This is a genomic window from Streptomyces sp. NPDC006193 (assembly GCF_040613915.1).
Classification (GTDB): domain Bacteria; phylum Actinomycetota; class Actinomycetes; order Streptomycetales; family Streptomycetaceae; genus Streptomyces.
Genome location: NZ_JBEXTB010000041.1, coordinates 17945 through 42222 on the forward strand (window position 1 = coordinate 17945; position 24278 = coordinate 42222).

Sequence of the window (24278 nt, forward strand, 5' to 3'; positions counted from 1 at the left end):
CGGGGGGTGCGGTGGCGTGCCGGGTGCGGTCAGACGCGGTCGATGTGCACGTTCGTGGACTTCACCCGGGCGGTGGCCTCCATGCCGACCTCCAGGCCGAGTTCCTCGACGGCCTCCCGGGTGAGCAGCGAGACCAGGCGGTGCGGGCCCGCCTGGATCTCGACCTGGGCGGCGACGTCACCGAGCTTGATCGCGGTGACGATGCCGGGGAAGGCGTTGCGCACGGAGGTGAGCGGGACGCCCTCCTCGCCGGCGCCCGACCTGGCCAGCTCGACCGAGAACGCGGCGAGGTCCCGGCCGTCGATGAGACGTCGGCCGGACTCGTCGCGGTGGGTGGCCATCCGGCCGGCGTCGGCCCAGCGGCGTGCGGTGTCGGGGCTGACGCCGAGCAGCCGCGCGGCCTGGCCGATCGTGTAGGACTGCATGCCGGTCACGATAGGGCCGGGCCGCCGGGGACGGAGACCGGGGGCGTCCTCACCCGGTGTGCACGCGCGGCCGGCGGGCCCGGTCCGGTTCCGCCTCGCGCAGCACTTCCCGGGTGACCGGGGCGACCTCGCCCTGGCCGAACAGGAAGAAGCGCAGGAAGTTGGTGAACGGGTCGCCCTCGGTCCACTCGAAGTAGATGTGCGGTGTGCAGCCGGTGGCGTCCCGGACGTGGAGCAGCAGCGCGGCGATGGCGTTGGAGACGGAGGAGTGCTCCAGCGTCAGCACGCGGTAGCGGCCGTGCAGGATCTCGCCGCGCACGGTCAGTCCCGTCTCGAACTCGGAGGGGTCGGTCACCGTGACCTCGACGAAGACGAAGTCCTCCTGCTCCGGCATGTCGTTGTCGGCGCGGATCTGTTCGATCTTGTCGCGGTACTCGGCAGCGTCGCGGCGGTCCGGCTCGTTGGCGATGAACCGCATCTTCCGGCTGGACAGGTCCCGGATGAACCGTTGCGCCGTCGGGTCGAGGGTCACGCTGGTCACGCGCAGTTCGAAGGCGCGGGCCAGCCGGGACAGCAGCGACACCAGGATGATGCCCGCGATGAAACAGGCGCCGATCTTCACGCCGTCCGGGCGCTCGATGACGTTGACGACGGTCGTGTACAGGAACACGGCCGATATCACCGCGAACCCGATGGTCCAGCCGCGCTGTCCCGCCTTGCGCGCGGCGATGGTCACCGCGATCGCGGCGGAGCTGATCAGCACGAGCACGCCGGTGGCGTAGGCGCCGCCCTGCTTGTCGACGTCGGCGTCGAAGATCCATGTCACCAGGAACGCCACCAGGGTGAAGACGATGACCATCGGGCGCACCGCGCGCGCCCAGTGCGGGGCCATGCCGTAGCGGGGCAGATAGCGCGGCATCAGGTTCAGCAGGCCGGCCATGGCGGAGGCGCCGGCGAACCACAGGATGGCGATGGTCGAGACGTCGTACACCGTGCCGAAGGCGCCCCCGAGGTATGCGTGCGCGAGGTAGGCGAGGGCACGGCCGTTGGCGTCGCCGCCCGACTCGAACTCCTTCTCCGGGATCAGCAGCGTGGTGATGAAGCTGGTGGTGATCAGGAAGCAGCTCATGATGAGCGCGGCCGTGGTCAGCAGCCTGCGGGTGTCCCGGATCCGCCCCGCCGGCCGCTCCTCGGTGTCGCCGGGGTCGCCCTGGACGTGCGGCATGACGGCGACACCGGTCTCGAAGCCGGACAGGCCCAGGGCGAGCTTCGGGAAGACCAGCAGCGCCACGCCGATCATCGCGAAGACGTTCCCGTGTTCCGCCGACAGGGCGCTGCTCCAGTCGGTGACCACGTGCCCGGCGGTGACGACGTGCCACAGACCGGTGATCACGACGACGAGGTTGAGCCCGAGGTAGACGCCGACCAGGGCGACCGCCACGCCGACCGCCTCCAGGAAGCCCTTGAGGAAGACCGCGCCGAGCAGCGCCACGAGGAGCAGCGTGATCAGCATCTGCTTGCCCTGCAGGGCGTCCGACAGGTGCGGGTTCTCCACGAGGTGGGTGGAGGCGTCGGCGGCGGAGAGCGTGATGGTGATCAGGAAGTCGGTCGCCGCGAAGCCCAGCAGGGTGAGCACGAACAGTTTGCCCTGCCAGAAGGACAGCAGGCGCTCCAGCATGGCGATGGAGCCCTCGCCGTGCGGGCTCTCCTGGGCCACCCGGCGGTAGACCGGCAGGGCGCCGGCCAGGGTCACGACGACCAGCACGACGGTCGCCACGGGGGAGAGCAGGCCGGCCGCCAGGGCGGCGATGCCCGGCTGGTAGCCGAGGGTGGAGAAGTAGTCGACGCCGGTCAGGCACATCACCCGCCACCAGCGCTGACCCTCGTGCGGCGGCCCGGGTTCCGCGTGCGGCCCGGTATGACCCCCTTCCCTGCCCATGTCGGACAGTCCCTCGAGCATCCAGGCGCGCAGGCGGCGCGTGCCGGGAGGGTGTTCGGTCGTGACCATCGGCGTGCTCCTGCGGTACGGCTCAGCTCTTTCCGGCCATCACGCGGACGGCGGCACCAACGTAAGCAGAGCGCTACCCCTGAGCCGGTGGATCATGACCGGGGAGAGTCAAGCCTTGGCCAAAGATGCCCGGACGGGAACGCGGGAGGGCGATGCCGGCCGTCGGCCCTTCACGCTCGGCGGCAGCCTGGAGGAGGCGGACACCGCCCGCGAGGGGGCGGATCCGCCGGCGGTCCTGCCGGTGATCGACCGCGAAGCGGCGTCGACGCCGTCCTGGCCCGTCCCGGTCGGCTTGGCGCACCGCACCGCACTGGGCCGTCTCCTCGTCGGCGAACGGATCGCCTGCCGGTGTGGGGCCCGCGCGATCGGGGAGCGGCGACGGACGGGTTCCGTCGAGGCGGCGGGTGCAGGTCCACGGGCAGGCCGGGGCCGAGGGTGGCCCGGTGCCCAGGTGGCGACGGCGAAGTCACCGGAATCGTCTCCGCGTCCTCGGGGACGCCCGCGCCCTGCCGGGGCCGGACGTGGCGAGCGGACCCGAGCGGCCGGTGTCCCGGCTGCCGCCGGGCACGGGTCGGGGCCGGTGCGCACCGGATGGCTGCGGGCCGGCCCCTCGGGTCACTGTGCTCCGCTCAGGCGGCGGTCATCACCCGGTCCGCGCCGAGCGGGCGGTGCGGGGCGATGATGCGGCCGTCGGGCAGCAGCTCGCCGGTGTCCTCGAAGAGCAGCACTCCGTTGCACAGGAGGCTCCACCCCTGCTCCGGGTGGTGCGCCACGAGGCGGGCGGACTCCCGGTCGGCGGACTCGGCTGTCGGGCACGGCGGCTGGTGCTGGCACATGGGTGGGATCTCTCGCTCTGTCGTGGTCATGTCCGTCCCCCGTGGAGATGAGTCGGTCTGAAGCCAGTGTTGTCCTCCGGGCGTGGTTCCGCAGGGATTTCACGGCACCGCTTCTCATGGATTCAAGACGCGTCACGCGCGCGGGCGGTTCAGCCCAACTGCACTGTCCCTTTGGGTGGTTCGCAGTGGTCGGAAAGGGCTAGCCGGACCGGGCCAGCCCGTACGGCGGCAATCCGCGGGCATATGCACGCCGACCGCCTGTGCCGCACCGCCCGGGAAAAGCGCGCGTACCCCGCTTCCCTTCCGGCAAGCGGGGTACGCGGGCGTCGGTCAGGCGGGCGAGCCGAGCAAGGGGAGGGGAGTCGCCCGATGGGTCAGCACCGGCAGCAGCTCCGACACCCGGAACGGACGGTGCGCCGGAATGCCGGGCGGGGCCGGGGCCAGCGGGACGAGCAGATCACCGTCGGCCGGGTGGCCCTCCGTGCCGTCTCCGGTGCAGTCCTGGTGCAGCCACAGGGTGAGCATGTACAGCCCGGGCACGGACAGCAGCCGCGCCTGGTACGGCTGCTGCAGCGCCTCCGCCTGTTGCACGGCGCGTTCGGTCGAGGCGACGTAGGGACCCTCGAAGAAGTGCGAGAAGGTCCAGCCGTCGGCGGTGAGCACGGTCTCGGCCGCCGCCACCGCGCGGTCGCCGCACCGGATCAGGAAGCGCCAGCCGGCCAGCCGGGTGGCGGACAGGCCTTGCGCGGTGATCCGGTCCAGGACGTGGACGGGCAGCGGCAGTTCGGGCGCGGCGGGACCCTGCGCGGCGGCGCACAGGGAAGGGGTGCGGGCCTCACGGACCGCGGTGGGCGAACTCAGGGCGGTGAGGACGGATCGCAGGGCAGGCGCAGGGGCAGGGGGCACGTGCAGCGGCATGTGGCTCGCCTCTCATTCGACAGGCGCGGCGGCGCGAGGAGGTGGGGCGGACGGCGCTGTCTGCTCGGGGGAAGGCCGGAGAGGTGGGGCCCCATTCGGTGTGAACGAGGGTGCGGCTCGGTCTGCCGTCCGTCGATCGGGACGGCAGAAACACGGCTGGAACCAGGACCGAGGGCACCAACCTTCTGCCTTGTGGACGAAGTTTATACGACGCGCGTTCGGCCGATGTTTCGTCTATCTCATTGCGGTGCACGAGACAAGGCGCAATTGGGTCGCCGATATGCCGAGAAAATCCTGATTCCCGGGCCGACTCCCTGCCTCTGACCTCGCCGTACGCGTCGGTAACGTTCGGCCGAATGGCGTCGGCGTTTTTCACGAGGCGTACGGGGCACCCGAAGGTGCGAGCTGCGGCATGCCTCGTGAATGTGCCGCAGGGAACATGGCGACAGAGTAGCGGGCGGCGGGCCCACACGGGACGTTATCGATCGCTTCGGCTGGGCATCATCCCACCTGACTTTGGGAGCCCGGCGGCCGGAGCGTCGGTCCGCCCGTCCGAGGAGGGACACTTCGATGGGGGAAAAGGTCGTGGCAGGGCAGTTCGACCTGTCCGATCGCCAGCGCTACCGCGAAAAGCTCCAGAAGTGCTTGACGGGGCTGGAGCGGCTGCTGCGCGAGAAGCGATTCGACCGTCCCAAGAACCTCATGGGAGTCGAGATCGAATTGAATCTCGCCGGTCCCGACGGCATGCCGAAAATGTTGAACGGGCAGGTGCTCGAGCGCATCGCGAGCCGTGATTTCCAAACCGAACTCGCCATGTTCAACCTGGAAGTCAACATAGCGCCCCACCGGCTGGGCGGCCGGGTCTTCGACCAGCTCGCCGAGGAGCTGCGCACCTCGCTCGCCTACGCCGACCGCAAGGCCGGCGAGGTCGACGCGGGCATCGTGATGATCGGCATCCTGCCCACGCTGGACCGGGACGACCTGGTCTCCAGCAACCTCTCCGAGGTGGACCGCTACACGCTGCTCAACGATCAGATAGTCGCCGCGCGCGGTGAGGACTTCCGGCTCGACATCGAGGGCGTGGAGCACCTGACCTGCACGTCCAAGTCCATCGTGCCCGAGGCCGCCTGCACCTCCCTGCAACTGCACCTGCAGGTCACGCCGGGACGGTTCGCCGACGTGTGGAACGCGGCGCAGGCGGCGTCCGCCGCCCAGATCGCCGTCGGCGCCAACTCGCCGTTCCTCTTCGGCCACGAGCTGTGGCGCGAGTCCCGCCCCCCGCTGTTCCTGCAGTCCACCGACACCCGCCCGCCCGAGCTGCAGGCGCAGGGCGTACGGCCGCGCACCTGGTTCGGTGAGCGGTGGATCTCCTCCGCGTACGAGCTGTTCGAGGAGAACCTGCGCTACTTCCCGGCCCTGCTGCCGATCTGCGACGACGAGGATCCGCTGGAGGTCATCGAGGCCGGCGGCGTGCCCAAGCTCGCGGAACTCGTGCTGCACAACGGCACGATCTACCGCTGGAACCGGCCGGTGTACGGCATCGCGGACGGCGTTCCGCACCTGCGCGTGGAGAACCGCGTCCTGCCCGCCGGGCCGACCATCACCGACGTCATCGCCAACGCCGCCTTCTACTACGGCCTCGTCCGGGCCCTCGCCGAGGAGTCCCGGCCGGTGTGGACGCGGATGCCGTTCGCCGCGGCCGAGGCGAACTTCGAGGCGGCGTGCCGGCACGGCATCGACGCGCGCTTCGTCTGGCCGCGCCGGGGCAGGTACGGCGGCACGGGCGAGGTCGACGCGGTGACGCTGGTCCGCGACGAGCTGCTGCCGCTCGCCGCCGCCGGGCTGGACGCGTGGGGCGTGGAGGCCGCCGACCGGGACCTGTACCTCGGTGTGATCGAGGAGCGCTGCCGGCGCCGGGTGAACGGGGCCACCTGGCAGGCCGCCACGTTCCACCGGGCGCTCGAGCGGGGGATGTCGCGGGAGGCGGCGCTGGCGGCGACGACACGCCGGTACGCCGAGCTCATGCACGGCGGCGAGCCGGTGCACACCTGGCCGGTGGGCCTGCCCGAACCGGCGTCGCTCGGCTGAGCCCGACGCGACGGGACCAGGAGCGGTGCGCCGTACGGGGGCGCGGCACAGGGCGCGGCACAGGGCGCGGCACGGGGCCGTGGGCGGCGCGGTGGGCGGCCTGCCGGAGGCCGCGCCTCCGCACGTGCGCGCCCTCGGCCGGCTGCTGTGGAGCGGTGGCACGGCGTCGTCCGGGTGCCGGGGCCGCGGGCGGCCGCGCGCCGCCGGCGAGCGTGCCGGGGCCTGTTCGACGTTCTCGTTCATGCGTCTGGGATCCTTGCCGGGCGTAGGCGGGCCAGGGGGCCCGTGAGCCTGGTGCGAAGGCAGGGATGCAGGTGCAGGCTGACTCGGTGGCCGATTCCCCGGTGCAGGAGCGCGACCGGCGACGGATGCTGCGGGACGAGACGCTCCTGGTGCTCGCGCTCTCGCTCGGCGCGAGCGGGGTGTCCGCGCTGATCAGCTTCATCGGCTCGGTCACCAAGCCGGGCGGCCTCAAGGACCAGGCGGCCACCCTCAACGCCTCCGCCGCGCCCGGCCGTCCCTGGCTGGACCTGGCCTGGCAGCTCTTCGGCATCGCCACCGCACTGGTCCCCGTGGCCCTGGTCGCGCATCTGCTGCTGCGCGAGGGCGCGAGCCTGCGCACGCTGGGCTTCGACCGCACCCGCCCTCGGTTCGACCTGGCCCGGGGCGCCGGGATCGCGGCCGTGATCGGCAGCACCGGCATCGCCTTCTACCTCGCCGCCCGCGGACTCGGCTTCAACCTCACCGTCGTCCCCGAGGCACTGCCGGACGTGTGGTGGAAGTACCCCGTGCTGGTCCTCTCCGCGGTGCAGAACGCCGTCCTCGAGGAAGTCGTCGTCGTCGGCTACCTGCTGCGCAGGCTGGACCGGCTGGGCTGGGCCCCGGGGACCGCACTGACGGCCAGTGCGGTCCTGCGCGGGTCGTACCACCTCTACCAGGGTGTCGGCGGCTTCGTCGGCAACATGGTCATGGGTGTGGTGTTCGCACACCTCTACCGCCGCTGGGGCCGGGTCGGCCCGCTCGTCGTCGCCCACTCGCTGCTCGACATCGGCGCGTTCGTCGGTTACGCCCTGCTCGCGGGCAAGGTGGGCTGGCTGCCGACGGCCTGAGAGTCGCGGGCGCGGCGGGTCAGGCGAGCAGCTCGCCCTCGATGACGGTGACCGCGCGGCCGGTGAGCAGCGTGCGTTCGCCGCGCAGCCGGGTGCGGACCAGCCCGGAGCGGCGGGACGCCTGGAGCCCGGTGAGCTCGTCGCGGCCGAGGCGGGCGGACCAGTGCGGGGCGAGCGCGGTGTGGGCGCTGCCGGTGACCTGGTCCTCGTCGATGCCGACGTTGGGGAAGAAGCAACGGGAGACGAAGTCGTAGCCGAGGGACGGCTCGTCGGCGCGGGCGGTGGCGATGACGCCGCGCGAGGAGTGGGCGCCGAGGGCCCTGTGGTCGGGGGCAAGACCCAGGACGGTCCGTTCGTCGGCCAGCTCCACCAGCAGGTCCCCGATGTTCGGGCCGGTGTCGAAGACGGCGGCCGGCTCCGCGCCCAGCGCCTCGGCGACACGGTCCGGGATCTCGACCGGGGTGAGCGGGGCGGTGGGGAAGTCCAGGGTGATCGAGCCGTCCTCCGCGGGCGTGGCGGTCAGCACGCCGCTGAGAGTGGCGAAGCGTACCGGACCCGTCTCGGCGCCGGTGGTGTGCAGGACGTGAGCCGTGGCGAGGGTGGCGTGCCCGCACTGCGCGACCTCGGTGACGGGTGTGAACCAGCGCAGCGCCCAGTCCGCCTCGCCGCCCTCGGGCAGCCGGTGGGCGAAGGCCGTCTCGGCGTGGTTGACCTCCGCGGCGACGTGCTGGAGCCAGTCGTCGTCCGGGAAGACGTCGTCCAGGAGGAGCACTCCGGCCGGGTTGCCGGCGAAGGGGCGGTCGGTGAAGGCGTCCACGATTCGTATGCGCATGCCGCCGACGCTAGTGGCCGCGACGGTCGGCGGCCCATGGCCAATGCGCGGCACGCGGCCCGATTTCCCGACGGCCCCGTGCTGCCGCCGTCGGCCTGATCGCGTGGTGGCCGTCGTGGGCGGGACGGGCCCCGACCGGCTCTCCGGAGGCCGGAGTTGCGATCCGCCGCCGGTCTCGCGGGCTCGTGCGGCGCGCGCAGCGCACGCCTGAACCCTTCTCGATCGGCGGCAGCTTCCGCTCGATCGGCGGCAGCTTCCGCGCCTCGCCGAGGGGCTTGTCTTGACCTCTTCTCCGATATATCGTTGAAGCATCGCAAGCGAACGTGATACGAACGTGACAGATCAACGATGGAATGGAGTGAGCGCGATGCGCACCCACGGATTCGAGCGTGGACATCGGCACGAGGGCCCCGGCCGGCGCGGCATGGGCGGCTTCGAGGGCCGGCGGGCCGCTTTCGGGCCCTTCGGACCGGGCGGCCCGGGGTTCGGCCCCGGCGGCCCCGGTTTCGGGCCGGGCGCCTGGGGGCCGCGAGGACGGGGCGGCCCGCGAGGGCGGGCGCGGCGCGGTGACGTCCGCGCCTCCATCCTGGCCCTGCTCAGGGAACGGCCCATGCACGGCTACGAGATGATCCAGGAGATCGCCGAACGCAGCGGCGGCGCGTGGAAGCCGAGCCCCGGCTCGGTCTACCCCACCCTGCAACTGCTGGAGGACGAGGGCCTGATCACCAGCGCGAGCGAGGGCGGCAAGAAGCTGTTCTCCCTCACCGACGGCGGACGCACCGCCGCCGAGGAAGGACCGGACGCGCCCTGGGAGGAGGCCTCGCGCGGTGTCGACTGGGAGGCTCTCAGCGAGATCCGTCAGGCCGGGTTCGGGCTGATGGAGGCCTTCGGGCAGGTCTGGAAGACCGGCAGCAAGGAACAGCGCGAGAAGGCGCTGGCCGTCCTCAACGAGGCCCGCAAGAAGCTGTACCTGATCCTCGCCGACGAGCACTGAGACGCCGACGGCGGCCCGGGCGCCCCGCGCGGTACTCCGCGCGGGGCGCCTGCGCGTGCCCGGCCCGGACCGCCGCACCGTCACGCCGCGACGCGCGCGGGACGCGTGCGGGACGCCCGCGAGAGAGACCCGGCCCCGAGGTGCGGGTTCGGGGCGGGTCTCCTCCCTGAGGATGAGATCCCGGGGGAGGTTGTCCGCTTCCTGCGGGACGCGGAAATGGTTCCTCTCGAGGATGCCCCGGCGCCCTCCGGGCTGATGAGGTGGAGGGGTGCAACCCCGTACCGCCCATCGGACCGCCCCCGACGAGCCGGTTCCGCAGCCGCACGGCGCCGCCGGGCTCGATGACGAGCTGGCGGCGGTCATCGCCGGTGCCCGCAGGAGGGCCGTCCGGGACGGCGACCGGCAGACGGACACCGCCCATCTGCTCCACTCGCTGCTGGAGCACGACCCCGAGGTCCGCGCCGCCGTCGGCGGCCCTCCGCAGCTCGCCCGGCTCCTCGGCTACCTCGTGCAGCGCAGCATCGGCTACGGGCTGCGCTGGCAGGGCAGCGTGGAGGACTCCGGGGAGGTGGAGGACTCCGGGAATATCGTCGCCGCGCCGGCGCGGACCGGTCACGACGCGCCGGCCGGCGGCGGAGGCGGTCCGTCCGCGGAGGATGCCGCTGCGGCCGGTCGTGACGCGCCGGCCGGACCCGGCGAGGGCGGCTCGTCCGCCGTGATTCCCGCGTCCGCCGACCACGATCCGACGCCCAGGGACGCCGCCGGCTGGTCCCCCGCCGCGGCCGCCGCTCTTGCGGAGGCCTGCGGCCGGGCCAGGCGGCGCGGAGCGCCCCGGGTCACCGGCGCCGACCTGCTCAAGGCGCTCGTCGGCGATCCGAGCTCGCGGGCCGTCGAGGTCCTGAAGCGCGCCGGCATCTCCGCCCCGGAGCTCGTGGCGCGGATCGAGACGGGAGCCGCGGAGGCCGGGGACGGCGAGGGGGCGGCGGCCCGCTGACGCGCCCGGCGCGGCCGGGGCGGCGGCCCCTGACGCGCCCGGCGCGCGGTGCCCCCGAGCCGAAGCCGCCTCCCAGCTGGTGAGACAGGTGTCAACGGGGGTGACGCTGCTGTCGTGGCCTGACATCATGGGCCGGTGCAAACGTCAGTGAGCAGTCAGCGCAGCCCCGGCAGGGGAGTCGGACTCGGTCTCGCGCTCGTGTCGGCGCTGGCCTTCGGCGGGTCCGGAGTGGCCGCCAAGCCCCTGATCGAGGCGGGACTCGACCCGCTGCACGTGGTGTGGCTGCGGGTGGCGGGCGCCGCCCTGGTGATGCTGCCCGTCGCCGTACGGCACCGCGTCCTGCCGCGCCGCCGTCCCGCGCTGCTCGCCGGGTTCGGACTGCTCGCCGTCGCCGGTGTCCAGGCCTGCTACTTCGCCGCGCTCTCCCGCATCCCGGTCGGCGTGGCCCTGCTCGTCGAGTACCTGGCTCCCGCCCTGGTGCTGGGCTGGGTGCGGTTCGTGCAGCGGCGGCCGGTGACGCGCGCCGCCGCGCTCGGCGCGGTCCTCGCGGCGGGCGGCCTCTCCTGCGTGGTGGAGGTGTGGTCGGGCCTGCGTTTCGACGCGCTGGGCCTGGTCTTCGCACTGGGCGCCGCCTGCTGCCAGGTCGGCTACTTCGTCCTGTCCGACCAGGGCAGCGACGCCGGCACCGAAGCGCCCGATCCGCTCGGTGTCATCGCCTACGGTCTGCTCGTCGGCGCCGCCGTGCTGACGGCCGTCGCCCGCCCCTGGAGCATGGACTGGACGGTGCTGGCCGGCGCCGCCCGGCTGCACGGCGCCGACGTGCCGGCCGTCGTCCTGCTGGCCTGGATCGTGCTGTTCGCCACGGTCGTCGCCTACGTCACCGGCGTGCTGTCCGTGCGGCGGCTGTCGCCCCAGGTCGCCGGGGTCGTCGCCTGCCTGGAGGCGGTCATCGCGACCGTGCTGGCCTGGGTGCTGCTCGGCGAGCACCTGTCGGCGCCGCAGGTCGCCGGCGGGGCGGTCGTGCTGGCCGGCGCCTTCATCGCCCAGTCGGGCGCCTCCGCCGGGGGCCCCGCGGAACCGGCCGCGTCGGGCGGTCCGGAAAGGGAGTTGTCCTCCCGCGGCACCGCCGCATAAAGTGCCGCGCATGCCGTCGAACGCACTCGTCCTTTCGCCCCCGGCCGCCTGAGGCGGGCCTCCGGGACACACGCCCCGCGCACACGCGCCGGGCGGGACGGTGCTGCCCGCAGATGAAGTCCGCGCGCCCCGCCGAAGCGGGTCGCCCCCGAACTTCCGCACTCCACAGTGCGCTTCTGCGGAGAGATCTCCTTGTCGAACACTGCTTCAGGCCTGCCCGTCGGGCGCGGCCTGCTCTACCTGATCGTCACCGGTGCCGCCTGGGGCACCGCCGGCGCCGCCGCCTCGCTGATCTACCGGACCAGCGACACGGGCGCCTTCGCACTGTCCTTCTGGCGCTGCGCGCTGGGGCTGCTCCTGCTGCTGGCCGGCCGTGGTGTGCGCCCGCGCGTCCGCCCGGCCGCCCCGGCCGGGCCACTGCGCCGCCGGGCGGGCCGGGCCGTGGCCGTCGGTCTCGGCCTCGCCGTCTTCCAGACCTGCTACTTCGCAGCCGTCGAGTCGACGGGGCTGGCCGTGGCCACCGTCGTCACCCTGGGCGCCGGCCCCGTGCTCATCGCCCTCGGCGCCCGGCTCCTGCTCGGCGAGCGGCTCGGCGCCGGCGGTGTCCTCTCGGTCGCCGGCGGGCTGGCCGGGCTGGCCGTCCTCACCTTCGGCGGGTCGGCCGCGACCGTCCGGCCCGCGGGTGTGCTGCTGGCGCTCGCCTCGGCGGCGGGCTACGGCGCCATGACGCTGCTCACCCGCCGGTGGGGCCGCAACGGCGGCGCCGACGCCTCCGACACCACCGTGGGGGTCTTCGCGGTGACCACCCTGTGCCTGCTGCCGTTCGCGGTCCACGAGGGCCTGCTCCCGCACACCGCCCATCCGGGCCGGCTGCTGTGCCTGCTGCTCTACATGGCCGCCGTGCCCACGGCCCTCGCGTACGCCCTGTACTTCGCGGGCGCCGCGGTCGTACGCTCCGCCACCGTCTCGGTGATCATGCTGCTGGAGCCGGTGACGGCCGCCGTCCTCGCCGTCACCCTGCTCGGCGAACGGCTGACCGCGACCACCACGGTCGGCACCCTGCTCCTCCTCGGTTCCGTCGCGGTCCCGGCCGTGGGCGAGGCCCGTCGAGCCGGACGTCCGCGGCCGGCTCCGGCGTGACCCTCCGCCGCTACCGCGCCGCCAGGTAGTCCGGCAGCGGGATGCCGGGCGCCAGGTCGGCGTTCGGCACCGGCGTGCCGTAGCCCTTGCGCAGCGGGACGACCCCGGCCCAGTACGGCAGGGACAGGTCGGCCGGGTCGTCGTTGGCGCCGCCGGTGCGGACCTTGGCCGAGACCTCCTCCAGGTCCAGGCGGATCACCGCGGTGGCGGCCAGTTCCTTCCTGTCGGCGGGCCGGGAGTCGGCGGCCCGGCCCGGTACGACGTGGTCCACCAGCGCGTCCAGGGCCAGCCGCCGCTCCTCGGGGTCGGTGACCTGGTGGGCGACGCCGTGCACCACGACCGAGCGGTAGTTCACCGAGTGGTGGAAGGCGGAGCGGGCCAGCACCAGCCCGTCGACATGGGTGACGGTCAGGCACACCGGCAGGCCGCTCCCGCCGGCCGTCCGCAGCGGCCGGGAACCGGTGGACCCGTGGACGTAGAGCCGCTCACCGACCCGGCCGTACAGCGTCGGCAGCACGACCGGGGCCCCGTCGCGCACGAAGCCGAGGTGGCAGACGTAGCCCTCGTCCAATATCGCGTGCACCAGTTCCCTGTCGTACGACGCCCGGTCCGCGGAACGCGTGGGCACGGTCCGGTCGGTCGGCGCGTACACGGCGGCCTGGGCTTCCTCGGGCCTGTCCTGCATGACGGTCCTCCCCGCGACGAGCGCGTTTGTAATAGTGCATAATGTGTATTGTGCTAGGAGAATATCGGATCACAGGGCGTGGTGCAGCCGACATCGCGGCCGGCGTCGAGCAGGCCGTCGGCGCCGGAGAGCTGCGACCGGGCGAACACCTGCCCCCCATCAGGGAGTTGGCGGCTCGGCTGGGGGTCAATCCGAACACGGTCGCCGCCGCCTACCGCACCCTGCGCGAGCGCGGGGTGATCGAGACGGCCGGCCGCCGCGGCAGCCGCGTCCGGCCCAGGCCGGCCACCACCGGGCGCGAGCAACTGCGCGTCGAGGTCCCCGCCGGGGGCCGCGACCTGTCCACCGGCAACCCCGACCCGGCGCTGCTGCCCCGCCTGGCCCCGGCCCTGGCCGCCGCGGCGGAGCAGGGGGACCGGCAGCCGGTCCTGTACGGCGACGACCCCGTCGACGCGGACCTCGCCCGCGTCGCCCGGGCCGAACTCGACGCCGACGGCGTCCCCGCCGGTCCGCTGACCGTCACCTCCGGGTCCCTGGACGCCGTGGAACGCGTGCTCGGCGCGCACCTCAGGCCGGGGGACACCGTCGCCGTCGAGGACCCCGGCTGGGGCAGCGTCCTCGACCTGGTCCCCGCCCTGGGGCTGCGCACGGCCCCCGTCGGCGTGGACGACGACGGACCGCGCCCCGACGACCTTCGCCGCGCCCTGGAGTCCGGAGCCCGTGCCCTGATCGTCACCGGCCGCGCGCAGAACCCGACCGGAGCCGCGGTGACCGCACCGCGCGCGCGTGCCCTGCGCGCGGTGCTGCGGGACCATCCGGAGACCCTGCTCATCGAGGACGACCACGGCCACGGCATCGTCGACCTGCCGCTGCACCTCCTCGCCGGCGTCACGTCCCACTGGGCCTTCGTCCGCTCGGCGGCCAAGGCGTACGGGCCCGACCTGCGCCTCGCCGTGCTCGCCGGGGACCCCGTCACCGTCGACCGGGTGCGGGGCCGTCAGCGCCTCGGGCCCGGCTGGGTGAGCCTGGTGCTGCAGCGGGCCGTGCTCCACCTCTGGAGGGAGGGCGCGGTCGACCGGGCGGCGGTGGCGGCGGCGTACGGAGCACGCAGGAACGCCCTGGTCGACGCCCTCGCGGAGCGCGGGATCACCGCCCACGGCCGCAGCGGCATGAACGTCTGGGTCCCGGTGCCCGACGAGACCGGCGCGGTGGCCCGCCTGCTCCAAGGAGGCTGGGCGGTGGCTCCCGGCGCCCGCTTCCGCGTCGCCTCACCGCAGGGCGTCCGCATCACGGTCTCACCGCTCACGGCGGCGGACATCGCCCCGCTGGCCGACGCGGTGGCGGCGGCGGTGCGACCGTCCCCGGCCCGCGTCTACGGCTGAGGACGCAACGGTGCGCCACCAGCGGCCCGCGCCGGTGGCGTGGGTTCCGCCGACGGCTGCGGCTGTGTGTGTGAAGGGGGGCGGTGGGAGTGCCTGCGGCGGCGTGTTCGTGGCCGCCGGGGTCGGTGGCGCCGGGGTGGGGGAGCGGCGCGAGAAAGGGGCGACGACCGGAAGCGCGGCCCGCTCTTCCGGGTCCCTGCCTCGGTGTCGGGCCCGCTGCGGCCCGCGCTCGGCCCGCACCTCGCCTGCGGCTATCGCTGCGGGTGGCGGCGCCGGGAGTGCCTGCGGCGGCGTGTTCGTGGCCGCCGGGGTCGGTGGCGCCGGGGTGGGGGAGCGGCGCGAGATGGAAGCGACGACCGGAAGCGCGGCCCGCTCTTCCGGGTCCCTGCCTCGGTGTCGGGCCCGCTGCGGCCCCGCTGCGGCCCCGCTGCGGCCGGCCCTCCGCCGCGCACGGAGTGCCGGCCTTTCGGCGTACCCGGCCCGGCCCTCGCGCCCGTGACCCCGCCCCCGCCCCCGAACTTCGCCCTCGCCGCCGCACCCCGCCGGGGCGACCTCAGGCGTCCTTGCGCCGGACCTGGGTGAGTGCGGCTCCCGCGAGGACGATCACCGCTCCCACCGGTGTGCTCCAGCGGAGCGACTCGTCGAGGATGGCCACCCCGGCGGCCGTGGCGATGACGGGGATGAAGTACGTGACCATCTGGGCGGTGGTGGGCCCGACCTCGGCGACCAGCCCGTACTGGATGAGCACCGCGAGGCCCGTGCCCAGTGCGCCGAGCGCGGCGACGGCCAGCAGCGGTACCAACGCGAAGTGCCGCGGCGCGCTGGTGAACAGCGGCGTCACCACCGCGAGCTGCACCGTCGCCAGCAGCAGCTGCCCCCCGGTCATCGACAGGTGCGAGTTCCCCGTGCCGGCCAGCGTCCGGCGGACGTAGATCCAGCCCACCGGGTAGCTCAGCGAGGCCAGCAGCGCCATCGCCGTCCCCCTGGCGTCCAGCCCGTGGAAGCCCTGCCAGGCCCCCAGCACCGTCAGCACCCCGAGGAAGCCCAGTCCGAGCCCGGCGACGCGCACCCGGGTCGGCCGGTCCTCGGACAGGGCGACCAGCGACAGGGCCATGCCCCACAGGGGGGACGTGGCGTTGCAGATGCCGGCCAGGGTGGACGGGATGGTCAGCTCCGCGTACGCGAAGAGGGAGAACGGCAGCGCGTTCAACAGGAAGGCCGCGACCGCCATGTGCCCCCACAGCCGGGCCCCGCGCGGCAGCCGCTCCCGCTTCACGGCCATCGCCGCCCCGAGCACCGCCGTGCCGAAGACGAGCCGTCCCAGCGTGACCTGGAAGGGCGCGTACCCGTCCGTCCCCACCTTGATCAGCAGGAAGCTGAAGCCCCAGATCAGGGAGAGCGCCCCGAAGCGGAGCCGCCAGTCCAGGCGGACGCGGGGGCGGACGGGTGCGGGGGACTGGGTTCGGGAGGCGGTGACCGTGCTCATGGCTACCACCATGCTGGACCAGCACGTCGTAGCACAATCGAGATTTCTCGCCCACTATCTCTTAGGATCGCTTACATGTTGAATCTGGAGCGCCTGCGCACCCTCGACGCCCTGGCCCGGCACGGCTCGGTCAGCGCGGCCGCCGACGCGCTGCACGTCACCACCTCCGCGGTCTCGCAGCAGCTCGGCAAGCTGGAGCGGGAGGTCGGCCAGCAGCTCCTCGCCAGGAACGGCCGGGGAGTGCGCCTCACGGACGCCGGCCGGCTGCTGTCCGAGCACGCGGCGCGCATCCTGTCGCAGGTCGAGCTGGCCGAGTCCGACCTGGAGGCGCACCGCGGCCAGGTCGTCGGCGAACTGCGGCTGTCGGCGTTCCCGACCGCCGCCCGGGGCCTGTTCCCCGCCGCGCTCGGCGCGCTGCGCGCCGCGCACCCCGGACTGCGGGTGCGCTCCAGCGAGCTGGAGCCGGAGCGGGGCGTCGCCGGAGTCGTCCGCGGCGACCTCGACCTCGCTGTGGTGCTGGACTGGTACAACAAGCCGATGCCCGTGCCCGACGGCCTGGTCAAGGCCCCCCTGCTGGACGATCCGGCCGAGGTCGCCGTGCCCGCCGGGCACCGGCTCGCGGACCGCGACGAGGTGGACCTCGCGGAGTTCGCGGACGACGAGTGGATCACCTGGGGCGAGGGCGAGTTCTGCCACGAGTGGCTGGTGTTCACCCTGCGTTCCAAGGGCGTCGAGCCGATCGTCGGCCACCGCGCCGGCGAGACGCACACCCAGCTCGCGCTCGTGCAGGCCGGGCTGGGCGTGTGCATCGCGCCGCTGCTGGGCCGTCACCCGGTGCCGGACGGCGTGGCCCTCGTACCGCTCAAGCAGCGGGTGCGCCGGCACGTGTACGTCGTCTGGCGCGCGGACGCCGACCGCCGGCCCTCCATCCGCGCGGCGGTCGAGGCCCTGCGCGCGACGGCACAGAAGCTGGGCTGAGCGCTACGCCCCGCCCAGCTTCCGGAAGTCCCAGGACACGATCTTCTCCGGGGTCAGCCGGGCCCAGGCGTGCCGGCCGTCGTGCGGCATCTCCTCCAGGCCGAAGTTCTTGCGGGCGAACAGCGTCTCGGCGGTGTCGAGTTCGGCGCACAGCTCGCCCGTGCGCGGGACCTCGCCCACGAACTCCACCCGCCCGGACAGCTCCACCCCGCGCAACTGGTCGTACTCCTCGCCCGAGTCGACCACCACCGCCACCCGCGGATCGCGGCGCAACTGGGCCCAGCGCCGGCTGCGCACCACGGAGTACAGCCACAGCGAGGTGCCGTCCCAGGCGAACCACAGCGCGCTCACATGCGGTGTGCCGTCGGCCGACACGGTCGCGACCCGGCAGGTGCGCTGAGTGGTCAGGAACTCGTCCAGCTCGCCGGGCGTCATCATGATCTTGCGGCCCCGGCGCTGCTGAGTGACGGTCATGCGGCCCCCTCTTCTCCCCTGTGGCGCCAGAGGAACCCCCGGCTGGATCGATCCTCGGACATCGAGTCCGGAAAAGGAACGGCTCGGCTCCCGTCCGGACGTGACATCGCCGCGGGACCCCGGCGGGGGGAGCCCGCGCTGCCGTCGTGCCGTGCGGGCGCCCGGCCCGGACGGCACCGCGCCCGCGCTGCCGTCGTGCTGCACGGCCGACCGGCCCGGACGAGACCGTCGCGGGGGCGCCCCCCGGTAGCACCCCCGCGACGACCTGTGGCCCCTCGCCCCGCCGCCCTCACACGGGCGCGCGGACGGCTCCGGGCCGGCTCAGGCCAGCCTGATCTCCTCGCCGGAGACGGTGATCTTCGCCGAGGGCAGCGGCCGTGTCGCGGGACCCTTCTTCACGCTGCCGTCCTCGGCGGAGAACTGGCTGTTGTGGCAGGGGCAGACGATGACGCCCTTCGCCACGCTGCCCACCGCGCACCCCTGGTGGGTGCACTTGGACGAGAACGCCTTGAACGTGCCCGCCGTCGGCTGGGTGACCACGACACCCTGGTCCTTGAAGACCTTTCCGCCGCCCTCGGGGATGTCCGAGGTGCGGGCGAGCGCGGTGCCGCCGGCGGACGCGGACCCGGCGCCGGACGAGTCGTCGCCCGCGCCGCAGGCGGTCAGCGCCGCGGCGATGCCGGCGGCGCCGACCGCCGCCACGACGGTACGGCGGGCCGGTCCCGCAACGGCGCCGCCCTGTTCGAGCGCGGCCGGGAACTCGGCGGATGGCTGGGACGATGCGCTGGTCATGTCGGGTTCCCTCCCGGGGAGCTTCTCGTGATCCGCCAGGAGGTACGGCCGGAACGCGGCGGCCGTTCAGACACATCCCCGCCTGCCGGCGCAGGCACCCGGGACATCCGAGCCCGCGGGCGGCCGCCGATCCGGCATCCCGGTCCGCGGCCGGCACGAGGTCCGGGGGCCCGCCGCTGCGCCTCCTGGTGGCCCGGCGCCGGCGGCGCGTGACCGCCCCGCTGCGCCGCCCGGGGCCACCCCTGCGCCGGCCGCAGGACGGTCAGCCCGGCGGGCGCCGCGGCCCCCGTCGCCACGGCCCCGATCGCCGCGTGCGTGGGCAGCAGCCCGGCGGCGAAGCCGTCAGATCCACTCCTCCGCGGCCGTCAGATCGCTCGTGACCGCACCCGTGTTGACCACCCCGGGCGGATCCATGATGACGATCTCGCACTCCTGCTCGGCGCGCGGCCTGTGCCGTACGCCGCGCGGCACGACGAACATCTCTCCCGCCCGCAGGACCGCACTCGGGCGGTCTTCGAGGTCGATGGTCAGCTCGCCCCGCACCACGAGGAACAGTTCGTCGCCCTCCGGGTGGTCGTGCCACACGAATTCACCCTGGACCTTCGCCGCCTTGAATTCGAGGCCGTTCGCCTCCAGCACCGTCTTCGGCGACCAGTGTTCGGTCACTTTCGCCAGCTTCTCTTCGATGTTGACGGGCGTTTCCGGCCGGGCCATGAAGCCCTCCTCGTTCTCGCTGGACCGTGTGTGCCGTGAGGCATTCGGCCGGCCGGCGGCGAGCGGGGAGCTTGCTGCCGGGGCGCGACCGCCGTCAGCATCGGGCGGCAGGTGACGGGCTGTCAACCCGTACCAGCGAGGACGCGGCGAGGACCGTGCGAGGACAGGGCCGCGAAGGATGGTCCAGGAAAGGGCAGCCGCACGTTCCTGTATTCCGGTCGATTCCACAACGGCGCATTCGCAGTTCCGTGTGTTCCGTGACCGCGCCGGGTCGTGTGGGCGGGATGAATTCGACGAGTTCAGGAAAATGAAAGGACGTGACCTGACGATGACCGAGACCAAGATCGGGCCCGAGGGTTCGGGCATGAAGATCGCCGACGACGCGATCGTTCCCGAGGACATCAAGGACGACATCGCGCAGTTCATGCGGGACGGATTCATCGGCCCGGTCAAGCTGTACGAGCCCGACGAGGCGGCCGAGATCCTGCGTGAGGTGCGCGTCAAGAACCAGGACACCACCCACTCGGTGTTCAAGAACAGCATGAACTACGACCGCCACCTGGACATCCCGGAGCTGTCGCGGCACGTCACGCACCCGACGATCCTCAAGTACCTGAACGCGATCCTCGGCCCCGACGTGCTGTCGTGGCGCACCGAGTTCTTCGCGAAGTTCCCCGGTTCCCGGGGCACCGAGTGGCACCAGGTCCGCGACTACAGCTACGCCACCGGCAAGCCCCAGCTGGTGCCGACGGAGTCGGACTGGAACGCGTACATCGACATCACCGTGTGGACGACCTTCACGCCGGCCACCAAGCGCACCGGCTGCATGAAGTTCGTGCGCGGCTCCCACCGCGAGCGCATCTTCGACGAGGCCAAGTCCCCGGCGCGCGGCCGTGAGGCGCGCTACGAGACGGACCACGTGACCACGTTCACCAAGGAGACCGGCTTCTACGGCTACGACTTCTCCGACTTCGCCGTGGAGCCCGGCTGGGAGCCGCGTCCCGAGGACGTCGCCGAGGTGGAGCTGCAGCCCGGCGAGGCCCTGATCTTCACCGCCTCCTGCGTGCACGGCTCGCTGCCCAACATCACCGAGCGCGAGACCCGGTTCGCGATCACCTCCCGCTACGTGCCGACGCATGTGCGGATCTATCCCGACCAGACCTCCTACACGGCGCACGGGCACGACTTCGACCTGAAGGACTACGGCGCCGTCCTGGTCTCGGGCCGCGACACCTACGGCCACAACCGGCTGCGCACCACCAACGCTCACGGCGAGCCGTTCGCCACGAAGAACACCCACTGACGCGCCCACGCCCGGCCCGGTCACCCGGCCGGCACGGCAGGAAGGACACAGCGTGATTCAGCAGAAGATCGGCAAGATCTGGGAAGACGCCCTGAAGCTGGACGGCATCTCCCCCGACGACGACTTCTTCGCCCTCGGCGGACACTCGCTCGTCATGGCGGAGATACAGGCGGCGATCACCCGCGAGCTGGGCATCGAGGTGCCGATGGACGAGCTGTTCCGGCACTCCACGATCAAGAGCATCTCGGCGCACCTCGCGTCCCGCGCCGCGGCGTAGCGCCGGCTCACGGGGGGACACCGGACGCACCGGTGTCCCCCCGTACGCGGGTCACGGCCCGCTCCACACGCGAACCGCACGACCCGCACGGGAACGGCGCGTGCCCTGAACGGAAGGACTTCACCGGTGCAACTCTCGCCCCGGGGCGCGAAGATGGGCGGCCTTTCGGGGATCCGCAGCATCATGGAGGACATCGCGCTCGCCGCCTCCGACCCCTCCGCCGGATCCTGGGTGAACCTGAGCCCGGGCAACCCGGCGCACATCCCGGAGGTGACCGACACCTGGCAGCGACTGCACCAGGAGTCGCTGTCGCGGCGCTTCACGGAGGCAGGCGGCCGCTACGGCCCCTCCCGCGGCTCCGACGGACTCGTCGACGCCGTCGTGCGCTACTTCAACCGCCGCTACGGCTGGTCCATCACGGCCGAGAACGTCGTGGTCGGCGCCGGCTGCCAGATGCTGGCGTTCATGGCCACCACGGTCTTCACCGGGCCCGGTCCGGACGGCCCGCGGCGCCTGGTGCTGCCGTCCGTCCCGGACTACACCGGCTACCACGGGCTCAGCCTGGACGAGCGCGGCATCGTCGGTGTGGCCCCCGGAGTCGAACTCCTGGAGGACCGCTCGTTCCGCTACACCTTCGACCTCGACGCGGTGCGGCGGGAAGCCTCCATGGGGATGATGCTGCTGTCCACCCCGGGCAATCCCACCGGCCGCAGCATCACGCCGGACGCCCTGGCCGGGCTCGTCGAGATCGCCGAGGAGCGGGATGTGCCGCTGTTCCTGGACCACGCCTACGGCGATCCGTTCCCCTCGGTCGCCGAGGACCGGGTGGACCCGCCGCTGCACTCCCACGTCGTCAACTGCTTCACCCTGTCCAAGGCCGGCCTGCCCGGCGAGCGGCTCGGCTTCGCGATCGGCCCGCGCGAGGCGATCGACGCCCTGCTCTCCTTCACCGCCAACTCCTATCTGCATCCCCCGCAGCTGATCCAGGCCACGGCGGAACGGGCGCTGGACACCGGTGTGCTCGACACCCTCACCCAGGACGTGATCAAGCCGTACTACCGGCGCAAGCGCCAGGTCGCCGAGAAGCTGCTGCACGAACTGCTGCCCGACGACGTCGACTGGCGCCTCCATGCCACCGAGGGCGGGATGTTCTGCTGGCTGTGGATCGACCACGACTGGTTCGACGATCTCGCGATGTACGAGGAGCTCAAGCGCAGGAAGGTGTTCGTCGTGCCGGGCCGCCACTTCTTCGTGCCCCCGTTCGACTCGCCGTTCCTGGCGCGGCACGCCACTCGCTGCGTGCGGCTGAGCCTGAGCCCCGACGAGTCGGTCGTCGCCGAGGGGATCGCCCGGTTCGCCGAGGCACTGAAGGAGATGCGCGATGCGCACTGAGACCGTCCGCAGCGGTGGGATCACCCTGGACGTCGCCTCCTACGGCGACGACGGGACGCCGGCCGTGCTCTTCGTCAACGCCGTGGGCATGGAGAACGAGCTCCTGGCGGGCCTCGGCGCCGAGTTCCGGGCGCACGGGCTCGACCTCGTCACCTGGGAGCTGCGCGGCAGCCCCGGGGCCGGGCCGGGCCGGGTGACACTGGCCGACCACACCGCCGACGCGCTGGCCGTCCTGGACGCGGCCGGCATCACCCGCGCCCATGTCGCCGGCTGGTGCACCGGCGCCTCGATCGGCCTGTTCGTCACCCATGCGCTGGGCGAGCGGGCACTGTCTTTCACCTCGGTCGACGGCGCCATGCTGTTCACCGGCAGTCCGGGCGCCCGGCTCGGCAACGCCGTCTTCGACATGTGCGCGAAGATCTCCGCCGACGACGGCCGCGCCGGCTTCTACCACGAGGCGGTACGGCCGCGGGGCAACGAGTCGGCCGTGCTCGGCCTGCCCGACGAGGAGCTGACGCGGATGGTCACCTGGCCCTACCGGCAGGACGTCGAGGCGCTGACCCGCTTCGCTCACGGCATCCACGCGGCGAACGACTACGACCCGGTCGCGGCCTGCTCCGGGCTGCGGACACCGTCCCTGTTCCTCGCGCGCGAGGACGACGAGATGGTGAGCCACCTCCATACGCGGCGCGCGGCCGCCCTGATCGCGGGGGCGGAGCTGTCCGTGCTGCCGACCGGCGGCCACTACGCGCTCTTCACCGACCCGGCCGGGGCGGCCGGGCGGATGGCCGCGTTCATGCACCGGGCGGGCCGGCGGGCCGGCACCGCCGCTCGCTGAACCCGCCCGCGCGGTCCGTGCCCGCGCGGTCCGTGCCCGCGCTTCGCGCCCGTCAGGTCCACGGCTTGGCGGGCCGGCGCCGCTTCGGCTTGGGCGCGAGGATCTCCACCGGCCGGCGCTGCAGGTGCTCGTAGACGAGGGAGGCGCTCAGGTCGGCCACCGACGGGAACTGCGCGATGCGGTCCAGTACGAAGTCCTCCAGGTGCTGTGGGTCCTGCACGGCCACCAGCACCTGGAAGTCGTCGTTCCCCGACACCACGAACACGTCCAGGACCTCGTCGAGGCCGAGCACGAACTCCCGGAACGACTCGACGGCGTGCCGGCTCTTCGGGTGGATCCGCACCGCGATCATCGCCTTCAGACCACGGCCCAGCGCGTCCAGGTTCACCTCGGCGCCGTACCCGAGGATCACCTCGTTCTGCTGCAGGTTCTTCACCCGTTCCAGGCACGTCGAGTCGGCGATGCCCAGCGTGCGCGCCAGCTCCCGGTTGGAGCGGCGCGCATTCTTCTGGAGTTCGAGAAGCAAGGCGCGATTGATCTCATCAAAATTCGGCATGCTCGCCAAAGTACCGCAGTAGTTTCGGCGTCAGTAGCGAGTCGTCGAATTACCTGCCAAGATCCTGGCTGTCCACCGCCTCGAGTCACGGGCTCGTTCCGCCAGGTCCCTCACGGCTGGTCCCCAGCCTCCCACGGAGAAAGAGGATCATGAGCACGCAGCGCACCACGACTCCCTGGCTGCCCTTCGGCGTCGCCGAGCGGGCGGACGTCCGGCTGCTGTGCCTGCCCCACTCGGGCGCGGGCGCCTCCGCGTACCGGGCCTGGGGCGCCGGGCTGCCGGAGCGGATCGGCCTGTGCCCCGTCCAGCCCCCGGGCCGCGAGACCCGCAGACAGGAGGCGCCGCTGAGCGAGGTGGGCCCGCTGGTGACCGCGCTCGCCGAGGACGTCGCGGCCGTCGTCGAGGGCCCGTACGCCGTGCTGGGGCACAGCACCGGGGCGATCTGCGCCTTCGAACTGTGCCGCCAGCTCAGGCGCATGGGCGCGCCGGCGCCGGTGCACCTCTTCGTCGCCGGGCGCCGCGCCCCCCAGGTCGGGGAGCACTCCTCCCGCCTGGAGGAACTGACCATCGAGCAGCTGGCGGACATCCTGCGGCACCACGGCGGCACCCCCGACTGGGTGCTGGACGACCCGGGCATGCTGCGCATGCTCCACCCGCTGCTCACCGCGGACTTCGCGGTCAGCGAGGCGTACCGGTACACGGCGGAACCGCCTCTGGACATCCCGCTCACCGCCTTCGCCGCGACCGACGACCCGAGGGCCACCGTGCCCCATCTGGCCGACTGGCAGGAACAGACGACCGAGCGGTTCACCCTGCACGTACTGGAAGGCGACCACTTCGCCATTTTCACGCACGCCTCCCGGGTGCACGGCCTCATCGCCGAAGCCCTGGACGGCGGCTGACGGCCCGACGGCAGGGCCGCG

24 protein-coding genes are annotated in these 24278 nt (G+C 73.1%); 13 read left to right on the top strand and 11 right to left on the bottom strand.

What is annotated here, in order from left to right:
• Positions 1 to 29: 29 nt before the first annotated feature.
• The 4 genes from ABZ261_RS27250 to ABZ261_RS27265 all read right to left on the bottom strand — a co-directional run bounded on the left by ABZ261_RS27250 (position 30) and on the right by ABZ261_RS27265 (position 4187).
• Positions 30 to 425: a helix-turn-helix transcriptional regulator gene (locus ABZ261_RS27250; RefSeq protein ID WP_356863609.1), complete on the bottom strand. Its 396-nt coding sequence runs from the start codon at positions 423 to 425 to the stop codon at positions 30 to 32.
• A 49-nt stretch (positions 426 to 474) separates the two neighbouring features.
• A complete protein-coding gene (locus ABZ261_RS27255; RefSeq protein WP_356863611.1) occupies positions 475 to 2433 on the bottom strand; it encodes an amino acid transporter in 1959 nt (652 codons plus the stop codon).
• Positions 2434 to 3062: 629 nt separating this feature from the next.
• The gene (locus ABZ261_RS27260) at positions 3063 to 3269 is read right to left on the bottom strand and encodes a DUF5999 family protein (RefSeq protein ID WP_356863669.1); all 207 of its coding nucleotides are present in this window, start codon (positions 3267 to 3269) and stop codon (positions 3063 to 3065) included.
• Positions 3270 to 3599: 330 nt separating this feature from the next.
• A complete protein-coding gene (locus tag ABZ261_RS27265) occupies positions 3600 to 4187 on the bottom strand; it encodes a hypothetical protein (protein WP_356863613.1) in 588 nt (195 codons plus the stop codon).
• 570 nt (positions 4188 to 4757) lie between these two features.
• On the opposite strand from ABZ261_RS27265, the gene ABZ261_RS27270 reads away from it, so the two are divergent.
• Both ABZ261_RS27270 and ABZ261_RS27275 read left to right on the top strand, forming a co-directional pair.
• Positions 4758 to 6275: a glutamate--cysteine ligase gene (locus ABZ261_RS27270; protein WP_356863615.1), complete on the top strand. Its 1518-nt coding sequence runs from the start codon at positions 4758 to 4760 to the stop codon at positions 6273 to 6275.
• 308 nt (positions 6276 to 6583) lie between these two features.
• Entirely contained in the window at positions 6584 to 7384 is an 801-nt protein-coding gene (locus tag ABZ261_RS27275; RefSeq protein ID WP_356863617.1) for a type II CAAX endopeptidase family protein, read from the top strand.
• A gap of 19 nt (positions 7385 to 7403) precedes the next feature.
• Here the strand turns inward: ABZ261_RS27275 and ABZ261_RS27280 are convergent, their stop codons facing one another.
• Positions 7404 to 8216 carry a PhzF family phenazine biosynthesis protein gene (locus ABZ261_RS27280; RefSeq protein WP_356863619.1) on the bottom strand — a complete coding sequence of 271 codons (813 nt, stop codon included), beginning with the start codon at positions 8214 to 8216 and terminating at the stop codon, positions 7404 to 7406.
• A 367-nt stretch (positions 8217 to 8583) separates the two neighbouring features.
• Here ABZ261_RS27280 and ABZ261_RS27285 point away from each other — a divergent pair, with 367 nt between their 5' ends.
• From ABZ261_RS27285 to ABZ261_RS27300, 4 genes are all read left to right on the top strand, one after another.
• Positions 8584 to 9210, top strand: coding sequence for a PadR family transcriptional regulator (locus ABZ261_RS27285; protein WP_356863621.1), 627 nt, complete (start codon positions 8584 to 8586; stop codon positions 9208 to 9210).
• A 268-nt stretch (positions 9211 to 9478) separates the two neighbouring features.
• Positions 9479 to 10204 carry a Clp protease N-terminal domain-containing protein gene (locus ABZ261_RS27290; RefSeq protein ID WP_356863623.1) on the top strand — a complete coding sequence of 242 codons (726 nt, stop codon included), beginning with the start codon at positions 9479 to 9481 and terminating at the stop codon, positions 10202 to 10204.
• Between the two features lie 135 nt (positions 10205 to 10339).
• Positions 10340 to 11338 (top strand): EamA family transporter, encoded by a 999-nt coding sequence (locus tag ABZ261_RS27295; RefSeq protein WP_356863625.1) that lies wholly within the window; start codon positions 10340 to 10342, stop codon positions 11336 to 11338.
• A 192-nt stretch (positions 11339 to 11530) separates the two neighbouring features.
• A complete protein-coding gene (locus ABZ261_RS27300) occupies positions 11531 to 12478 on the top strand; it encodes an EamA family transporter (protein WP_356863627.1) in 948 nt (315 codons plus the stop codon).
• Positions 12479 to 12488: 10 nt separating this feature from the next.
• On the opposite strand, the gene ABZ261_RS27305 is transcribed toward ABZ261_RS27300, so the two are convergent.
• Positions 12489 to 13163, bottom strand: coding sequence for a pyridoxamine 5'-phosphate oxidase family protein (locus ABZ261_RS27305; RefSeq protein ID WP_356863629.1), 675 nt, complete (start codon positions 13161 to 13163; stop codon positions 12489 to 12491).
• 50 nt (positions 13164 to 13213) lie between these two features.
• Here ABZ261_RS27305 and ABZ261_RS27310 point away from each other — a divergent pair, with 50 nt between their 5' ends.
• A complete protein-coding gene (locus ABZ261_RS27310; RefSeq protein WP_356863631.1) occupies positions 13214 to 14545 on the top strand; it encodes an aminotransferase class I/II-fold pyridoxal phosphate-dependent enzyme in 1332 nt (443 codons plus the stop codon).
• A 553-nt stretch (positions 14546 to 15098) separates the two neighbouring features.
• On the opposite strand, the gene ABZ261_RS27315 is transcribed toward ABZ261_RS27310, so the two are convergent.
• Positions 15099 to 16031, bottom strand: a complete 933-nt coding sequence (locus ABZ261_RS27315) for a DMT family transporter (RefSeq protein ID WP_356863633.1) — start codon at positions 16029 to 16031, stop codon at positions 15099 to 15101.
• 75 nt (positions 16032 to 16106) lie between these two features.
• Between ABZ261_RS27315 and ABZ261_RS27320 the strand changes: the two genes are divergently transcribed.
• A complete protein-coding gene (locus ABZ261_RS27320; RefSeq protein WP_356863635.1) occupies positions 16107 to 17009 on the top strand; it encodes a LysR family transcriptional regulator in 903 nt (300 codons plus the stop codon).
• A gap of 3 nt (positions 17010 to 17012) precedes the next feature.
• Here the strand turns inward: ABZ261_RS27320 and ABZ261_RS27325 are convergent, their stop codons facing one another.
• From ABZ261_RS27325 to ABZ261_RS27335, 3 genes are all read right to left on the bottom strand, one after another.
• Positions 17013 to 17483 carry a pyridoxamine 5'-phosphate oxidase family protein gene (locus ABZ261_RS27325; protein WP_356863637.1) on the bottom strand — a complete coding sequence of 157 codons (471 nt, stop codon included), beginning with the start codon at positions 17481 to 17483 and terminating at the stop codon, positions 17013 to 17015.
• A gap of 321 nt (positions 17484 to 17804) precedes the next feature.
• Positions 17805 to 18275 (bottom strand): Rieske (2Fe-2S) protein, encoded by a 471-nt coding sequence (locus ABZ261_RS27330; protein WP_356863639.1) that lies wholly within the window; start codon positions 18273 to 18275, stop codon positions 17805 to 17807.
• Between the two features lie 342 nt (positions 18276 to 18617).
• Positions 18618 to 18989 (bottom strand): cupin domain-containing protein, encoded by a 372-nt coding sequence (locus ABZ261_RS27335; protein WP_356863641.1) that lies wholly within the window; start codon positions 18987 to 18989, stop codon positions 18618 to 18620.
• A 328-nt stretch (positions 18990 to 19317) separates the two neighbouring features.
• Between ABZ261_RS27335 and ABZ261_RS27340 the strand changes: the two genes are divergently transcribed.
• From ABZ261_RS27340 to ABZ261_RS27355, 4 genes are all read left to right on the top strand, one after another.
• Positions 19318 to 20292 (top strand): chlorinating enzyme, encoded by a 975-nt coding sequence (locus ABZ261_RS27340; RefSeq protein WP_356863643.1) that lies wholly within the window; start codon positions 19318 to 19320, stop codon positions 20290 to 20292.
• Between the two features lie 52 nt (positions 20293 to 20344).
• On the top strand, positions 20345 to 20569 hold the full coding sequence (locus ABZ261_RS27345) for a phosphopantetheine-binding protein (protein WP_356863645.1): 225 nt from the start codon (positions 20345 to 20347) through the stop codon (positions 20567 to 20569).
• Between the two features lie 126 nt (positions 20570 to 20695).
• The gene (locus tag ABZ261_RS27350; RefSeq protein WP_356863647.1) at positions 20696 to 21961 is read left to right on the top strand and encodes an aminotransferase class I/II-fold pyridoxal phosphate-dependent enzyme; all 1266 of its coding nucleotides are present in this window, start codon (positions 20696 to 20698) and stop codon (positions 21959 to 21961) included.
• A complete protein-coding gene (locus ABZ261_RS27355) occupies positions 21951 to 22799 on the top strand; it encodes an alpha/beta hydrolase (protein WP_356863649.1) in 849 nt (282 codons plus the stop codon). Before ABZ261_RS27350 ends, ABZ261_RS27355 begins: the two co-directional genes overlap by 11 nt.
• Before the next feature lie 52 nt (positions 22800 to 22851).
• Here the strand turns inward: ABZ261_RS27355 and ABZ261_RS27360 are convergent, their stop codons facing one another.
• The gene (locus ABZ261_RS27360; RefSeq protein WP_356863651.1) at positions 22852 to 23355 is read right to left on the bottom strand and encodes an Lrp/AsnC family transcriptional regulator; all 504 of its coding nucleotides are present in this window, start codon (positions 23353 to 23355) and stop codon (positions 22852 to 22854) included.
• Positions 23356 to 23504: 149 nt separating this feature from the next.
• Between ABZ261_RS27360 and ABZ261_RS27365 the strand changes: the two genes are divergently transcribed.
• Entirely contained in the window at positions 23505 to 24257 is a 753-nt protein-coding gene (locus ABZ261_RS27365; RefSeq protein WP_356863653.1) for a thioesterase domain-containing protein, read from the top strand.
• Positions 24258 to 24278: the final 21 nt, after the last annotated feature.

Coding starts and splice junctions, on each gene's coding strand:
- ABZ261_RS27315 (WP_356863633.1), bottom strand. CDS start 16,031: ATGAGCACGGTCACCGCCTCCCGAACCCAGTCCCCCGCACCCGTCCGC.
- ABZ261_RS27285 (WP_356863621.1), top strand. CDS start 8,584: ATGCGCACCCACGGATTCGAGCGTGGACATCGGCACGAGGGCCCCGGC.
- ABZ261_RS27335 (WP_356863641.1), bottom strand. CDS start 18,989: ATGGCCCGGCCGGAAACGCCCGTCAACATCGAAGAGAAGCTGGCGAAA.
- ABZ261_RS27365 (WP_356863653.1), top strand. CDS start 23,505: ATGAGCACGCAGCGCACCACGACTCCCTGGCTGCCCTTCGGCGTCGCC.
- ABZ261_RS27260 (WP_356863669.1), bottom strand. CDS start 3,269: ATGTGCCAGCACCAGCCGCCGTGCCCGACAGCCGAGTCCGCCGACCGG.
- ABZ261_RS27330 (WP_356863639.1), bottom strand. CDS start 18,275: ATGACCAGCGCATCGTCCCAGCCATCCGCCGAGTTCCCGGCCGCGCTC.
- ABZ261_RS27255 (WP_356863611.1), bottom strand. CDS start 2,433: ATGGTCACGACCGAACACCCTCCCGGCACGCGCCGCCTGCGCGCCTGG.
- ABZ261_RS27340 (WP_356863643.1), top strand. CDS start 19,318: ATGACCGAGACCAAGATCGGGCCCGAGGGTTCGGGCATGAAGATCGCC.
- ABZ261_RS27270 (WP_356863615.1), top strand. CDS start 4,758: ATGGGGGAAAAGGTCGTGGCAGGGCAGTTCGACCTGTCCGATCGCCAG.
- ABZ261_RS27275 (WP_356863617.1), top strand. CDS start 6,584: ATGCAGGTGCAGGCTGACTCGGTGGCCGATTCCCCGGTGCAGGAGCGC.
- ABZ261_RS27250 (WP_356863609.1), bottom strand. CDS start 425: ATGCAGTCCTACACGATCGGCCAGGCCGCGCGGCTGCTCGGCGTCAGC.
- ABZ261_RS27305 (WP_356863629.1), bottom strand. CDS start 13,163: ATGCAGGACAGGCCCGAGGAAGCCCAGGCCGCCGTGTACGCGCCGACC.
- ABZ261_RS27320 (WP_356863635.1), top strand. CDS start 16,107: ATGTTGAATCTGGAGCGCCTGCGCACCCTCGACGCCCTGGCCCGGCAC.
- ABZ261_RS27355 (WP_356863649.1), top strand. CDS start 21,951: ATGCGCACTGAGACCGTCCGCAGCGGTGGGATCACCCTGGACGTCGCC.
- ABZ261_RS27280 (WP_356863619.1), bottom strand. CDS start 8,216: ATGCGCATACGAATCGTGGACGCCTTCACCGACCGCCCCTTCGCCGGC.
- ABZ261_RS27360 (WP_356863651.1), bottom strand. CDS start 23,355: ATGCCGAATTTTGATGAGATCAATCGCGCCTTGCTTCTCGAACTCCAG.
- ABZ261_RS27325 (WP_356863637.1), bottom strand. CDS start 17,483: ATGACCGTCACTCAGCAGCGCCGGGGCCGCAAGATCATGATGACGCCC.
- ABZ261_RS27265 (WP_356863613.1), bottom strand. CDS start 4,187: ATGCCGCTGCACGTGCCCCCTGCCCCTGCGCCTGCCCTGCGATCCGTC.